The organism is Polaribacter dokdonensis, from assembly GCF_024362345.1.
GTDB classification, from domain to species: Bacteria; Bacteroidota; Bacteroidia; order Flavobacteriales; family Flavobacteriaceae; genus Polaribacter; species Polaribacter dokdonensis.
In genome coordinates this window covers 1344331-1360546 of record NZ_CP101505.1, presented here as the reverse complement: position 1 = coordinate 1360546, position 16216 = coordinate 1344331, and the positions used below count along the sequence as shown (strand labels likewise).

Here is a 16216-nt window from a genome sequence, read left to right as displayed (position 1 = left end):
CTTTATAAGTGGTCCTTTTAACTAAAAAAAAACAGGTTAAAATAGGAATTGTTCAGACTAGAATAGAGTTACTAAAATAATCTTTTGGAGTTAAAATATTATATTTACCTAAAGAGTGCTAATAAAAGAAAAAACTATGCTTAAGAAATTTTTAATTGGATTTGGTGTACTTGCCATAGTTATAACTATATTCCCTTTTATTGCTGTAGATTATTGGTGGATTAGAGTTTTTGATTTTCCACATATACAACTAACTTTATTAACCTTAATAGCTTTCTTAGTTTACTTTATTCGATTCGATTTTAAGAATGTTAAAGATTACCTGTTTATTTCAATTGTAGGCGCTTGTTTGGTATTTCAGTTTTTAAAAATATATCCTTATACATTTTTAAATGATTTGGAAATTAAAGATAGCAGTGCATCTAATACCAACTCTTTAAAAATTTATACGAGTAACGTTTTACAGAAGAATGAAAAGAAAAACTTGTTAATTGCTGACCTGAAAAAGGTGGATCCAGATGTTGTGTTATTAACAGAAACAGATCAAAAATGGATTGATGAGGTAAGCGATTTCTTTGCAAATGATTATCAGAAACAATTAGTGCCAATTGATAATACTTATGGTATGGCATTGTATTCAAAATTAGATTTGGTAGATATTGAAACTAAGTTTTTAGTAAGTGATAGTATACCTTCTATACATGGAAAATTACGATTAAAAGATGGGAATTTAATTCAGTTTTATGCCATTCATCCAACGCCTCCAGTTCCACAAGAAAATGATATGTCTACCAATAGAGATGCAGAAATGATGATGATTGCAAAAATGAGTTTAGAGAGAGAATTACCAACATTAGTTTTGGGTGATTTTAATGATGTTGCTTGGTCAGAAACATCTCAATTATTTAAGAATGTGAGTACTTTACTAGATGCGAGATTGGGTAGAGGTTTCTTTAATACGTATAGTGCTGATAGTAATATCTTAAAATGGCCCTTAGATCACATATTTGTGTCGGAAGAGTTCAGAATTAAAAATATTGAGGTTAGAGGAGATGTTAATTCAGATCATTACCCTTTATATACTGAACTTACTTTTGAACCAGAACTAGCCAAAGAACAAAAACCAGAAAAACCCACTAAAAATGAATTAGAAAGAGCAAATACGCAAATTAAAAAGTTTAGAGAAAGCGAACAAAAAAATTAATCGTTCACAAAATTTTCCCACTCTTTAAATTTATCTTCTTTCATTACACGTGCCATTTTTACTTGGCCACCTTTTTTCTTGTTTTGATCGCTCCAAGCATAAAACTTTTCTACAGGTATTACAGTTACTTTTACGCCTTTTAAAGCTTTGCTTCTTGCAACTCTATAGTTTTTGTTAGCGTCTTTAAGAAATTCATCTAATGAATTTGCAATATCTTTATCATCAGCATTAATATCTGCACCTATATACCAAGAATGATAAAACTCACCATCTTCAAAACGTTTTGCACAAATTGTATATTCTGTAATTTTGGTATTGTATTGCTCTTCTAAATTTTTCATGGCATCATCCATTTTATTTACAGAAAGTTGCGAACCTACTGTATTTAAGAAAAACTTAGTTCTACCTGTAATTTTAATTTCGGCTCTTTCTACATTTGTAAATGCAATTGTATCACCAATTAAATAACGCCAAGCTCCACTAACAGTGCTAATTATTAAAATATAATCCTGGTCTAACTCTACCTCTTTTAGTGTTAGAGAAGGGGCATTTTTCTTTAATGAACCATCTGCCTTTATGTAATCTGGATTCATAGGAACAAATTCAAAATAAATACCATTCTCTGTATTTAGTTGCATTGCATCTGTTTCTGGTCTTGTTTGTGTAGCTATGTAACCTTCTGAAGCTAAATAAGTGTCTATAACTGTTACAGGTTTTCCTAAAAGTGCTTTAAAACTTTTTTCATAGGGGCTAAATGCAACACCACCTGAAGTATACACTTGCAGATTTGGCCAAATTTCATGAATGTTATTTAGGTTGTGATATTTTATTACCTCTTGCAACATCAATTCTATCCAGGCAGGTATTCCACTTAAAGCACCAATATCCCAACTTTTGGCATTTTGAGCAATATGTAAAACACGATCATCCCAATCATCAATTTTTGCAATATCTTCTCCTGGTTTGTAATATCCTTTAAACCAAAATGGAATGTTGCTTGCGCTAATTCCGCTAATTTCTCCTTCTAAATGATCATCTTTTTCTTTTAGATCTGTAGAGCTACCAAGCATCATAATTTCTTTTTCGAAAAAATCTGAGGGTAAATCAAAATGATTTAAGGACAACACCTGCTTAATTCCCGAGCTTTTTATAGCATCAATCATTTTATCTGTAACAGGAATTCTTTTACTACTTTTTCCTGTAGTACCAGAACTTAATGCAAAATAGGATGGTGATCCTGGCCATGTTACATCAACTTCACCTTCGTGTAATTTGTGCCACCATTCATCATTAATTTTATTATAATCAAAATAGGGTACAGAGTCTGCAAAAGATTCGCAGATATCATCACTTAATAAAATTGTTTCAAAATTATATTTTTTACCAAATTGAGTTTCCTTTGCAGTTTCTAAGAGTGTTCTCAAAATTTTTTCTTGAGCTTCTACATGATTTGCATCAGAGGATAATGTATCTGTTAAGTTAATTACTCCTTTAATAATGTTTCCTAAAATTGCCATAGTTGATGATTTTTAACAAATTTGATAATAATTTATATGTTGAATTAACTTTAAAAGAAATAAAATTAATTCATAAAGGATTTGGCTTATTCAGCGATACTATCTATTAAAATAGTTATTAAATCTATAGCAGCTTGTGCAATTTTGGTTCCTGGGCCAAAAACACCAACAGCACCAGCATCGAATAAATATTGATAATCTTGAGCAGGAATAACTCCACCAACAATTACCATAATATCTTCTCTACCATATTTCTTTAATTCAGCAATAACTTGTGGAACCAAAGTTTTATGGCCTGCAGCCAAAGAGGATATACCTAAGATATGAACATCGTTTTCTACAGCCTGTTTTGTAGCTTCTTGTGGTGTTTGAAATAATGGGCCAATATCTACATCAAAGCCTAAATCTGCATAACCTGTAGCAACAACTTTTGCTCCTCTATCATGCCCATCTTGACCTAATTTTGCAATCATTATTCTTGGACGTCTACCCTCTAATTCTGCAAATTTATCTGCTAATTCAGAAGCTTCTTTAAATAACTTATCGTCTTTTATTTCTTTACTATACACACCAGAAATGGTTTTAGTTACAGCTTTATGTCTGCCAAAAACAACTTCTAGAGCATCAGAAATTTCACCTAAAGTGGCTCTGTTTTTAGCAGCTTTTACAGCCAAATCTAATAAATTACCTTCACTTGATTTTGCAGCTTTTGTTAGGTTTTTTAGACAAGTTGCTACAGAATTAGAATCTCTTTTGGCTTTTAAATCATTTAATCTTTCAATTTGAGATTTTCTTACTGCTTCATTATCTACCTCTAAAATATGTAAAGGATCTTCTTGTTTTAATTGATATTTGTTTACACCAACAATTATATCTTGACCACTATCAATTTTGGCTTGCTTTTGAGCAGCAGCCTCCTCAATTCTTAATTTTGGAATTCCTTTTTCTATAGCTTTGGTCATTCCTCCTAATTCTTCTACTTCTTGAATTAGTTCCCAAGCTTTATTTGCAATTTCTTCTGTACGTTTTTCAACATGATAACTACCAGCCCAAGGATCTACGGTTTTTGTTATTTGTGTTTCTTGTTGTAAATAGATTTGTGTATTTCTAGCAATTCTCGCAGAAAAATCTGTTGGTAAAGCAATAGCTTCATCTAGCGCATTTGTATGTAAACTTTGTGTGCCACCAAAAGCAGCAGCCATTGCTTCAATAGTAGTTCTTGCAACATTATTAAAAGGATCTTGTTCAGTTAAAGACCATCCACTGGTTTGACAGTGTGTTCTTAAAGCTAATGATTTTGGATTTTTAGGGTTGAATTGCTTTACAATTTTGGCCCATAACATTCTAGCTGCTCTTAATTTTGCTATTTCTGTAAAATGGTCCATACCAATTGCCCAAAAGAATGATAATCTTGGAGCAAAAGTATCTATGTCCATACCTGTTTCAATACCTTTTTTAATGTACTCTAAACCATCAGCTAAAGTGTAAGCTAATTCAATTTCTGCAGTTGCACCTGCTTCTTGCATGTGATAACCAGAGATGGAAATAGAATTAAATTTTGGCATATTATTACTAGTATACTTAAAAATATCAGCAATGATTTTCATAGATGGAGAAGGAGGGTAGATATAAGTATTTCTAACCATAAACTCCTTTAATATATCATTTTGAATTGTACCTGATAATAATTCTGGAGCTACACCTTGTTCTTCTGCAGCTACAATATAAAAAGCTAGAATAGGCAAAACTGCACCATTCATAGTCATAGACACAGACATTTTGTCTAAAGGAATTTTATCGAATAAAACCTTCATGTCTTCTACAGAATCAATAGCAACACCTGCTTTACCTACATCTCCTTGTACACGTTCATGATCTGAATCATAACCTCTATGAGTAGCTAAATCAAAAGCAACAGATAGCCCTTTTTGTCCTGCTTCTAAATTTCTTCTGTAAAAAGCATTGCTTTCTTCAGCAGTAGAAAAACCTGCATATTGTCTTATTGTCCAAGGTCTACGAACGTACATTGTAGAGTATGGGCCTCTTAAATTAGGGGCAATACCTGCAACAAAATCTTCATGAGAAAAGTCTTTGGAATTTGCATCTTGACTTTGTGCTAGTTTTATGTTGGAAACATTTTTTCTACTCATTTTCTAAACGTTCTTTTTCAACTGTTTCAGCAAGTCGCTTTCGAACAATTGGAGTAATTAATGTTTTTATATTTCTTTGTTTTACAAAAGGATACAATTCTAAATTTTGCTTCATTTTATCAGCAGTATTTATCTGTAGGTTTGTACCTAACAATACTGTTTTATTCGCTTTAAAATTGTCTTCTTCTTTTGCAGCACTTTCGTTAATTTTTCTTTGGATGGTACCTTCTTTCAATTGTTTTAAAAATCCACCAGCTTTTTCTATGTTTTTAAAAAGAGCTAATGCTTTTTCAGCCAATTGATTGGTAATTGATTCTATATAATATGCTCCATTTGCAAAAGTTTGAGCTTCTTGAAAGTAACTTTCTTGTTGTAAAATTAAAAGCTGATTTCTAGAAATGCGTTCTCCAAACTCATTTGATTTATGATAAATTTCATCATAGGCAACATTACAAATGGTATTGGAGCCACCTAAAATTGCACTCATACATTCAGAAGTAGTTCTAAGCATATTTACATTGTAATCATACAGTGTTTTGTTTCGTAAACTAGGTTGTGTAAAAATATGAGCTGTTTGATTTGGTGCATCATACTCGTTTAAAAGTGAGTTCCATAAAATTCTAAATGCTCTTAATTTGGCAATTTCAAAAAAGTAATTACTACCAACAGCAAAATTAAAGCTGATTTTAGAGGCCACATCTTTACCAAAATGATTTAAGTACTCATTGGTATGTGCTAAGGCATAAGATAATTGTTGTGTGCAATTGGCACCTGCATTTTGATATAAATCTGCTGAAATAGTAATGCAATTATTAGCTTTTTCAACAATTTGTTTTAATTGATTGTGGTCTTCTTTTAAATTGATAAACCAATTACCACTTTCAGCCAAATTACCAATAATATCAGTTTGAATGAAAGTGTTATTATCATCACAAAATTCTGAAAGTTCAGTAATAAAATCAGCGTCTAAAAAACTTAGGTTAAAGTACAAAATAGTTTTACCAGGAAAATCTCTTAGAAGTGGTTTTGGATTAAAACTTTTTGAAGCTTTAAACTGTATGGTATTTGCACCTCTTTTTAATGCGTCTAAAGCTAAAGAATTGGCAATTTTTTCATCATCAATAAAAATAGTTTGACAAATATTAAAGCCTTCTTTTGGTAATTGAATAGTTGTATTACTTCTATCTTCTTTGGTGTAAAAAGGCTTTATAGTAATGCCTTCATTTGTTTTAGATAGTAGAGTATCATTGTAATCTGCACCTTTTAAATCTACTTGAATTTTTTGTTTCCAAGTAGCTGCTGATACAGGTTCAAATTCATCAAATAGAAAATTATTCATTAGTCTTTTATGGTATCAAATTCAATAATATAAATATCTTCATTTTCTTTCTTCATCAAATACTTTTCTCTTGCAAAGCGTTCTAGTTCTAAAGAATCTTGGAGCTTTTTTATAGTCTCTTTGTCTTTGGCAATTTTATCTTGATAAAAAGAAATGGTACTTTCTAAATCTTCGATTTCGTTATTAAATTTACGATGAATTAAATAAGAATTTTCATCAAAAAATAACATCCAAATTATAAATGGAATTAAAATAATTACAAAAATATTTGTAAAGATTTTAAAGACGGTGTTATTTTTTAATTTTTGAAAAAAGCTCATTTACAAACGTTCGTTAATTACACTTCTAACAATATCTATGGCTACAGTATTGTATCTGTCATTAGGTATAATGATATCAGCAAAATTCTTAGTAGGCTCTATAAACTGCTGATGCATAGGTTTTAAGGTGTTTTGGTAGCGATTTAAAACTTCATCTATATCTCTACCTCTGTCTGTAATATCTCTACGAACTCTTCTTATCAAACGCTCATCTGTTTCTGCATGTACAAAGATTTTAATATCGAATAAATCTCTTAATTCTTCACTATTAAAAATTAAAATACCCTCTACAATAACCACCTTTCTTGGCTGGGTTTTAAAAATATCTTTAGTTCTATTGTGTGTAACAAAAGAGTATACAGGCTGATTTACAGTTTTACCTTTTTTTAAATCTTTTAAATGTTTTATTAAAAGTTCGAAATCTATAGCTCTTGGATGATCGAAATTTATTTTTGTACGCTCTTCATAAGACAAATTATCTGTAGCCTTGTAGTATGAATCTTGCGAAATTACACAAACTTCATCTGTAGGAAGTTGTTTAACAATCTGATTTACAACCGTAGTTTTTCCACTTCCAGTTCCACCTGCAATTCCTATAATTAGCATAAATTTTATTTGATTTGTTCTTCTTTATTCTACGAAAGTAGTAAAGATTTTACAAATTCATAAAATTATTAATCTTAATATCTTGCGCCTTTAAATCGAACATTAAATTGTACAATCCAAAAAAGGTTCTGTTCATATAAATAAAGTGTTTAGAACCCCTACTTGCATCATAAGATCTTAACTCTACGTTTTTAGAATAACGTTCTCCAAATTCAGAAATTTTACCAAAAAATACTGGGTCAGAAAAATCGAAAACTTCTTCGTGAAATGGTTGTGTAAAAATTGATAGCATTTCATGAAACATAGCATTAAAAAAATCGAACTCTTCTTTACTGTCCTCTTTTCTAAGAATTTCTAACTCAAACATTTTTTCTTCAAACAATTTTCTGTCTGATAAAGTTTCTTTTCTAGCTAAAATAAAATACGGATTATAAAAATCTAAAGGAATGGTTTTCATGCAACCAAAATCTAAAGCAATAAGTTCTCCTTTCTTAGAAACTAAGAAGTTTCCTGGATGTGGATCTGCATGTACTTTTTTAAGATTATGAATTTGAAACATGTAAAAATCCCACAAAGCTTGACCTATAGCATTTGCTTTTTCTTGATCTGTATTTACTGCTGTAAATTCAGACAAGTGAACACCTTTCATCCAATCCATAGTAATAATTTGTTTGGATGATAACTCTGGATAATAAGTAGGAAATGCTAGGTTTGGTATGTGGCTGCAACTGTCTACAATTTCTTGACTTTGTTGCACTTCTAATACATAGTCTGTTTCTTCTAATAGTTTATCTTGTACCTCAAAAAAGTACTCATCTGATGTTTTACCTTTCATGTTAAACATTCGAATAACAAAAGGTTTTAGCATAGCTAAATCTGACTTTATACTGTCTGAAACTCCTGGATATTGAATTTTAACTGCTAATTGTTTGCCATCTTTTTCAGCTTTATGCACTTGACCAATACTTGCAGCATTGTATGCTTTAACATCGAATTTGTCATAAATTTCTGATGGAAATTTACCAAAACTTTTCTTAAAGGTTTTTAGCACCAAAGCCTCAGATAATGGAGGTACAGAAAATTGAGCCAAAGAGAACTTTTCTACGTAAGCTCTAGGCAATATGCTTTTTTCCATACTAAGCATTTGTGCTACTTTTAATGGGCTACCTTTTAAATCTTTTAAACTGTCGTAAATGTCTTCTGCGTTATTTTTATTTAACTGCTCTCTGGCATCTTCTTCAGTTTTGGTAATTTTATCACCATAATATTTTAAATAATTCACGCCCACTTTTGCACCTGTTTTTACAAGTTTAGAAGCACGTTGAATTTTAGTAATCGGAATTTTGCTTGCTTTTTTCATACCTTAATCCGTATTTTTTTGAAACTTTTCTTTGTACACAAACTTTCCTAAATCAAATACATTTTTTAGGAATTTGTTTTCTATTAATTCGAAACTGGTATTGATTGATTTTTCTATAAAAATATCTGTCTTCTCAAAAGAATCAGATGTATCTTCTAACCAAAATTTAATGGTGATTAGTAATTGTATCCAAGCTGAATGGCTTATTACATTATTTTGAATTTTTTCTAAGCCATCTATAGGTAGAATACTATCTGTTAATTCTAAACTATCTATAAAATGAATAAAGCTTTTCTTTAAGCCAGAAAGTGTTTTGTAAGATTGTAGTTTGTTTCTACATCCTTTTAAAACAACCTCTAAATAAGCTCTGTTTAAAGTGAAGTTTTCGAAGAATGTAAAGTATAAACTTATCAGTTTGTTTTTAGCATCAAAAGACAAAAACTCTTCGCTTTCATTTAACACCTCTAAAGAGTTTTTAAATAACTCTTTAAAAATGGTTTTCTCTACTTTATTTAATGATTTAAAATGCGCGTAAAAATTTTCTTCATCTAAGTTGGTTTGTTCACAAAAATCCTCAACACTATCTGGTTTTGCTTGATGCTCAGAAACCAAATCCATATAAAGTGTAAGGATGTCTAATTTTGAACTTTGCTTTTTGTTTTTCATTTTGCTTAAAACTTTAAACAAAAATACGAAACGTTTGCTCGATTAAAGCATAACAATGCCTATAAAAACAAAAAACCAAGTTAAATTTTAACTTGGTTTTATTTAGGAGTATTTTGCAATTAAGCAAATGCTTTTCTCAACTTCTTTTTTCCTTTTAAAAGTTGTTTTTTGTATGCTTCTAAAGTATCGAACATTAGGTTTTGTTTTTTACCTAATAACTCAATTCTACTTTTTAGAGCTTTGTCTGTAACCTGTTGTAATTGGCTAGCAATATCTATAGTTTCAGTTACAACTTTTTCTGTTGTGTTTAAAGCGTAATCATTAGCTTTTGCACTTGTAGTTTTAGCGTTTTTAAATGCTTTTTCCACTTTTTTAGAAATCTTCTTAGTATCTATTTTTTTAGTAATCATGTCTTAATTTTTTTTGGTTATTTTCTTTCCCAGTTTTTCACTGCTTCCATATCTCCTTTTAAAGCTAACTTTGCTTGAGCTTTCCAACCAGATAAATCATAAATTTTAGCATTAATTCCTGCATCTGTTAATAATTTAGTCATGTTCTTAATGGTCATTTTTGCGATTTGCTCATAAGCAGTTACGTCTAAATCATTTAATGATTTTTCTAAAACTGGCCCAATACCTTTAATTACTTTTAAATCATCTTTAACCTCAGTTTTCTTAACAACTATTTTTTCTTCTACAGCTACTTCTTTCTTTACAACTTTTTTCTTAGGTGTAGATTTTTTAGTTTTTACAGGCTTAATATCTTCTAACTTTTCGTTTACATTATTTAAAGCATCTTCTGTATAATCTTCGATTTTACCTTTTACATCATCTATAGTTTCAGAAATGTTTTTCTTTAACTTATCAGACATTTTTTCTGCTTTTTTAACATACTTGTTGTTAGCTACTTCTTTCTCTAGCTTTTCTTTCATCTCTTCAGCTTTTTCTACTAAAGGATTTTCTTTTACCATTTTCTTAGCATCTTCTAACATTTTTGGGTCATAACCTACTAATGTTTTTAAACGATCAGTACTATTTTCTAACTGACCTTTAATAGACTCAGCAGTTTCTACAACCATGTTAATTTGTTGCTTTGTTAAAGGCTCTGCTTTCTTAACTAACTTAGCAGTTAGTTTTTGCCATTTTTCTCCTGTTTTTACAGTAGTTTCAATAGCATTAAATGAAGCATCAATTAAATCGCTATTAATTCTTTTAACGATTGCTTTTGCTTTTCCTAATTTATCTTCTTGTTTTTTAGACTTTTTTGTTGCCATAATATATATTTTTATAATAATTTAAATTTTATGTAACAAACTTACAATATGAGAGTTACAGATGAGTTGCAAAAAAGATTATGAAATTATAGATATAAATCTCATTAGAAACTCATTCTAATTAATTTTCTACAAAAATAAATAATTGGAGTTACAAATGAGTTACAATAAAGTTAATCATTTGATTGTTAGTTGATTTCTTCTATTTTCTTTAGAAGTTTCTTTGTTTCTGGAAGTGGAGAAATTCCATATTCTTCTTCTAAAATAGCCTCACACTTCATATAGGTTTTTATGGCTTGTGGTCTATTACCCTTATTGATGTATGCTTGCATTTGAATTCTGTAAGCATCTTCCCAAGTTGCATCAATAGATAATGCATTTTGTGCTAAACGAATACTTTCTAACGGATTTTCTTTCAATAGTATATCTGCTAGAGTAATATATGCACTTAAAATTAGTAATTGAGATTTTTCTCTTTCTTCTGAAGACCAATCTTCATAAATTCTGTTAGGTAGAAAACTGCCTTTATATAGTGCTATTGCTTTTTGATAAGCTTCTTTTGCGATATTATGATCTGAGCTAAAATTGCTGTTACCAATAATAATAAGTTGCTCTAAAGCTTCTACATCTATCCAAACTTTGTCTAAATCAATTTGATAACTTACACCTTGTCTTACAATAAAAACAGGTTCTGTTCTAGAGGCTCTATCTGGTTCTAAGACTTTATTTATACCATGCAAAGCTACTTTAAAGTCTCTATCATTCCAATCTTCCCAAAGATTGTCCATAATCTTTTCTTTATGCAGTGCATTTCTTTTTCTGTAGGAAACTAGATATTGTAGTAACTGAATCGTTTTATCTCTTCCCCAGCTTTTGTTTTCAACCTTTGCATTATCTCTCCAAACAACAAAATTGCCTAAAGTTTCAATTCGAATAACAGCATTCGTTTGAAAGTTTTCTAGGTCAATAAGTTGTTGTTGAAAATCTGACATTAATCAATTAATTCTTTTTCATTGAATCCATTTTGGTACTCAATTTTTTTATTTCTGATGTGAGTGTGTCAATCTGATTTTGAATTTTATTAAAGTCAGCTCTAGAGGCATTTCTCCATTCATTAATTTGAACTTTTTCTGATAGTTCATCTCCTAAATTTGAAATTTGATCTTGAATTTGATCTTGTATATTTTCAAACTGTTTCTTAGGATCTTTTATGGTATCTCTAATTACTTTTGGGCCAACATCTTTTATGGTTTTCCACATAGAAAGACTTTTGTTTATCAGGTTCTCTCTTTTCTCTGATTGCTCATCTATAGTAGCTTCATGCGTTAAATCTGCTAACGTATTTTGCATAAAATCCAAAGCATCCTTAAAGTCTGAAAACCGTTGTTCAGAACCATCTTGTACGTGTGTTATTTTTCCTCTCCACTGAATTTTAGATTCTCCATTTTCTTCAAAAATTTGCTGTTGAAAACGCACCATAAAAGATGCATTTTGTTCTTGTTTTTTCTTCATATCTAAAATTTTATCCTGGTTCTTTTTCAGACCCTACTTCATATCTTAAAAGCCCTTTAAATGCTTCATTAACAGTGCTACCTTCGTAAAGTACTTTGTAAATTTGTTCAGAAATTGGCATATCTACTTTATATTTCTTGGCAAGTTCCATAACAACTTTAGCTGTTTTTACACCTTCTGCCACTTCATTCATTTCATTTATAATCTGTTCTAGGTTTTTGCCTTTACCAAGTTCAAAACCTACATGATGATTTCTACTTTGAGAAGAAGAACAGGTGGCAACCAAATCACCCATACCTGCTAAACCATAAAATGTTTGTTTTTTACCACCCATAGCAATTCCTAATCTTGTAAGTTCAGCTAAACCTCTTGTAATAATTGCTGCTCTTGTATTGTCTCCTGCATCTGCTCCATCACCCATTCCTGATGCAATTGCTATTATATTTTTTAAGGCTCCACCTAATTCACACCCAATAACATCTGTATTGGTATAAACTCTAAATAAACCAGAGCTAAAAACATCTTGTAATTTAGAAGCTATGGTTTTATCTACCATTGCAATTACAGCAGCAGCTGCATTACCAAAATGAATTTCCTTAGCTAAATTTGGCCCAGTTAAAACACCTGCAGGATGACCAGGCATTATTTCTTCTATAATTTCTGTCATTCTTTTTTTTGTGCTAATCTCCAATCCTTTAGCAAGGTTAATTATTGGTACCCAAGGCCTTATATGTGGTTTTGCTTCTTTTAATACTTCTCTAAAACTTTGTGCAGGTACACCCATTACAATTACATCTGCTTCTTCCACTGTTTCTCTTATAGATGTTGACGCTTGCAGACTGTGTGTCAATTTTGCATCTGGCAAGTACTTTTCATTAGTATGAGAATTATTGATTTCATCTACTGTTTCTTGATTTCTAGCCCAAAGAATAGTTTTGCTGTTTTTAGCAGTTAATGATGCTACAGTAGTTCCCCATGAACCACCACCTAATAAGCCAACTTGTAGTTTCATAATGTTAGTTTAGATGATTAATTTTCTAATTCTTTTACAAATAATTCTCTTACTTCATCAACGTAAGTTTCTATATGCTTTGGTTTCCATTCAGCTGTATCTACAGGATCTAAAACCACAACTTCTATATGTGTAGGACTAAATATGTTGCTTCCTTTGGGCATAGCCATATATGCGTTTTTTATTACTATTGGCACAATAGGCACACCAGCCTTTATAGCCAAATGAAAGGCACCTTTTTTAAATGCTCCTAATTTTTTACTTCCACTTCTTGTGCCTTCTGGAGCAATAGCTACAGAAGTTCCGTTTTTTAAGACATTTGCTGCATTTTTCATTGAAGCTAGTGCTTTTTTCTTATTTGATCTATCAATAAAAATAGCACCCATAGCTTTAAACACTGGCCCAAAAGGAGTAAATTCTAATTCTTTTTTAGCAATTCCTGTAACGTCTTTTTGTAGCAATTTTAAAATCACAAAAAAGTCTGCTGAAGATTGATGGTTAAAGCAAAATACTGCTGGTCTATGATCTTCTAAATTGTGTTTATTTTTAACATTTATATCTAAGCCTGCTAGCTTTGTTCCTAAATCTCCAATACTTGTAATTGTAGCATTTATACCTTCTCTTTGAGACATGGCAAGCGTACCTTTTACAATGCCTTTTAAGGCAGATGGATATAAACTTGCAGCAGCTAAACCTGTTCTTAAACCATTTACTACAGGTTTTTTAGTATTCTTTTTAAATCGTAAAATTTTCCAATTGTTTTCGAAAGCTAATTGCGATAATTTATTATCTGGATTTGTTGCAACAGGCTTCCCAACAATTTCTAAAAGAGGGTAGTCATCTATACTATCTGTATAAAAGAAACTTTTAGATAAATCTATATTATTAGCTTTTGCAAATTTTCTACCTGCTCTTGCTTTGCCTTCTGCCCAACACATTTCAGAAATAAGACCAGTAAATTTGCCTTTTTTAACTTCCATTTCTGTGCAATAAATTTCTGTAATACCTAAGCCGTTTGCAATTGGTGTTACTTGATAACGAGTTGCAGCAGATACAATAACTACTTTATGACCTTTTTCTAGATGAGAGGCTATTAATGTTTTTGATTCTGGATATATAGTAGAAATTAAATGGTCTTTATAAATTTCTTCACCTAGATCTTTAAACTGTTTTTCAGAAATTCCTTTTACGCCTAAAGCAGATATTTTAGTTAGAATTTCAAAATCTCTGTTACCAATTGCATAGGCTGTTAGCGTTGCAAATTGAGAGAGTAATTCTTTAGGGGTTGATTTTCCGCTTAAAAAGCGTGATTTTACAAACTGTTTGGCAGAAAAATCATTTATTAAAGTTCTATCTAGATCAAAGAAAGCTGCAATATGAGGCCCTTCTTCATCTTCTAAAACTTCCTCTGCAATACTAATAATCTCAGCACCAGGTACTTTTTCAATATCGTCTTTTTGCTTTTTAATTTTCTTTAAAGATTCAGACTCTAAGTTTTGTAAATATTGCAAACGCTCAGTAAGTTCCTCTAATTGAGACATCCAAAGGTCTAATCTTTTGAAGTCTAACTTTTTATCTGAAGGAAGTAAATTTTTGTTTTTTGCCAAGCGTAAAGCGCTTATCAAGAAAGGTTTAGATGCACTTTCTAATCTGCTAATTCTATTTTTCCAATGTAATTCCTTTCCTTTAAAGAGGCATAATTCTATAAAATCTTCATCAGAGAAATCATCTTCTAAATCCCAAGATTGTAATGTTTTACAAACTATTTTATTGGCTTCTAAATAGATAAGTAATAAACCTTTAGATACAAAGAGTTCTTGTTTGGCTAATAATTTAGTTATGTCTGCGTTTTCATCACTTATGGTTTTACGCCAATTTTTATCAAATAAATCCAATTCGCTTTCAATTTCTGAACTAAATTGAGGTTTATTTGTATAGAAGAATTCGAATTTGAATAAATCTCTCAGTTGCATTATTTCTTCCCAAAAAGATAAAATTCTATTTGATTTTTCATCCTTTATTTTTACCAATGCAATTTCTATAAAAGCTCTATGATACAAATGAGCAGAAGCCATATTTGCATAATAAGTGGCTGGTAAAAATTCTCTTGTATTTAAAGTGTATTTCGTTTTATAACCAGCTTTGTTCTTCTGAATAATTCCTGAACTTTTTAATAAATTTAATGCTTTTTGAACTGAGGCACTTATGCTTTTTCCACGTTCAATCAATACATCGTTTTTACGTTGTTCTATATAATTCATCAGTTTTAGAACACTGAATTCTATCTCCTTCTTTGTTAGCGCAAAATTATTAAGCAACACATTACAAACTAAAGATACTGTAGTAACTGGAGTAATTCTATTTGCCTTATGAATAAGTTCAAACGCAAAACGAGGCAAGGTATTTTTGTCTGAGTAACTATCTTCTTCTATATCTGGAATAATCGCATTTTGATGTTCACTAGCATCTACAGGCTCTCCAAAACGAATAGCTGCTTTGCCATATTCGTTACCTAATTTTCTAAAATATTTTACAAAGCCTTTAACGTCTTCAGACTGTTTTTCTACTCCTCTTCCTTCTTCAGTCATCTGCTTTACATCAGGAATCAAATCATAAACAATAGAAACTGGAACGTACTTAATATTTCTAGTACTGTCTTGTGCACCTTCCATGATGTATTTTAAAATCCCCATTTGTGGGTAAACAATTTTACCTGTTCTAGATCTTGTACCTTCTATGTTCCAAGTTAGATGATCGCCATTTTCAATGAGGCAAGAAATGTAATGCCTTAAGGAGGCTTTGTAAATTAAATCATCTTTAAAACTTCTTCTAATAAAAATAAGTCCAGATTTTTTACCCAATTGTTTTAAACCAGGAAAAGCTAAATTTATGCCACCAAAAGTAAATGGAATGGGCATACCATATTGAGCTAAGGTTGTCACCAAAACAACAGTATCTAAATAGGTTTTATGCGTTAAAATAAATGCGACAGAGTTTTGACGCATTAATTTCATTAATTTTTTTATTTCTTGAGGATCTACATCAATCTTATTATTATATGCTTTAGACATCATGAACTGAAAGCCTTTGACAGATAATAAATTTGCTATTGGATGTTGTTGTGAATACAATTCTTGAATACATGCTTCACCTTTTTGTTGAACTTCACTAATATCCATTTTTTCGGATTTAGCAATTTCTAACAAACTTGCTTGATAGTTTGGGTGATTCGTAATATTCTTTAAATTGTTTTCCAT

14 protein-coding genes are annotated in these 16216 nt (G+C 30.6%); 1 reads left to right on the top strand and 13 read right to left on the bottom strand.

The genetic code is table 11. The features are described 5' to 3' along the window. Nucleotides 1-136 precede the first annotated feature (136 nt). Nucleotides 137-1204, top strand: coding sequence for an endonuclease/exonuclease/phosphatase family protein (locus tag LPB302_RS06125; RefSeq protein ID WP_053972905.1), 1068 nt, complete (start codon nucleotides 137-139; stop codon nucleotides 1202-1204). Here LPB302_RS06125 and LPB302_RS06120 read toward each other — a convergent pair. From LPB302_RS06120 to LPB302_RS06060, 13 genes are all read right to left on the bottom strand, one after another. Next, entirely contained in the window at nucleotides 1201-2721 is a 1521-nt protein-coding gene (locus tag LPB302_RS06120) for a GH3 family acyl-acid amido synthetase (protein WP_053972904.1), read from the bottom strand. The genes LPB302_RS06125 and LPB302_RS06120 overlap by 4 nt on opposite strands. A gap of 86 nt (nucleotides 2722-2807) precedes the next feature. Beyond that, a complete protein-coding gene (gene scpA / locus LPB302_RS06115; RefSeq protein WP_053972903.1) occupies nucleotides 2808-4871 on the bottom strand; it encodes a methylmalonyl-CoA mutase in 2064 nt (687 codons plus the stop codon). Next, the gene (locus LPB302_RS06110) at nucleotides 4864-6210 is read right to left on the bottom strand and encodes a methylmalonyl-CoA mutase subunit beta (RefSeq protein WP_053972902.1); all 1347 of its coding nucleotides are present in this window, start codon (nucleotides 6208-6210) and stop codon (nucleotides 4864-4866) included. Before LPB302_RS06110 ends, scpA begins: the two co-directional genes overlap by 8 nt. Further along, nucleotides 6210-6530, bottom strand: a complete 321-nt coding sequence (locus LPB302_RS06105) for an FtsB family cell division protein (protein WP_053972901.1) — start codon at nucleotides 6528-6530, stop codon at nucleotides 6210-6212. The genes LPB302_RS06110 and LPB302_RS06105 overlap by 1 nt, the downstream gene beginning before the upstream one ends. Then, nucleotides 6531-7136, bottom strand: coding sequence for a uridine kinase (gene udk, locus LPB302_RS06100; RefSeq protein ID WP_053972900.1), 606 nt, complete (start codon nucleotides 7134-7136; stop codon nucleotides 6531-6533). A 49-nt stretch (nucleotides 7137-7185) separates the two neighbouring features. Next, nucleotides 7186-8496: an ABC1 kinase family protein gene (locus LPB302_RS06095; RefSeq protein ID WP_053972899.1), complete on the bottom strand. Its 1311-nt coding sequence runs from the start codon at nucleotides 8494-8496 to the stop codon at nucleotides 7186-7188. Between the two features lie 3 nt (nucleotides 8497-8499). Further along, a complete protein-coding gene (locus tag LPB302_RS06090) occupies nucleotides 8500-9162 on the bottom strand; it encodes a TetR family transcriptional regulator C-terminal domain-containing protein (RefSeq protein ID WP_053972898.1) in 663 nt (220 codons plus the stop codon). Nucleotides 9163-9281: 119 nt separating this feature from the next. Then, a complete protein-coding gene (locus LPB302_RS06085; protein WP_053972897.1) occupies nucleotides 9282-9572 on the bottom strand; it encodes a hypothetical protein in 291 nt (96 codons plus the stop codon). Between the two features lie 17 nt (nucleotides 9573-9589). Beyond that, complete coding sequence (locus tag LPB302_RS06080; protein ID WP_053972896.1) at nucleotides 9590-10435, bottom strand: helix-hairpin-helix domain-containing protein; 846 nt, start codon at nucleotides 10433-10435, stop codon at nucleotides 9590-9592. A 188-nt stretch (nucleotides 10436-10623) separates the two neighbouring features. Continuing rightward, nucleotides 10624-11427, bottom strand: coding sequence for an AfsR/SARP family transcriptional regulator (locus tag LPB302_RS06075; RefSeq protein WP_053972895.1), 804 nt, complete (start codon nucleotides 11425-11427; stop codon nucleotides 10624-10626). Nucleotides 11428-11434: 7 nt separating this feature from the next. Then, nucleotides 11435-11947: a hypothetical protein gene (locus LPB302_RS06070; RefSeq protein WP_053972894.1), complete on the bottom strand. Its 513-nt coding sequence runs from the start codon at nucleotides 11945-11947 to the stop codon at nucleotides 11435-11437. Nucleotides 11948-11957: 10 nt separating this feature from the next. Continuing rightward, on the bottom strand, nucleotides 11958-12959 hold the full coding sequence (locus tag LPB302_RS06065) for an NAD(P)H-dependent glycerol-3-phosphate dehydrogenase (protein WP_053972893.1): 1002 nt from the start codon (nucleotides 12957-12959) through the stop codon (nucleotides 11958-11960). Between the two features lie 17 nt (nucleotides 12960-12976). Then, nucleotides 12977-16216: an HAD-IB family hydrolase gene (locus tag LPB302_RS06060; RefSeq protein ID WP_053972892.1), complete on the bottom strand. Its 3240-nt coding sequence runs from the start codon at nucleotides 16214-16216 to the stop codon at nucleotides 12977-12979.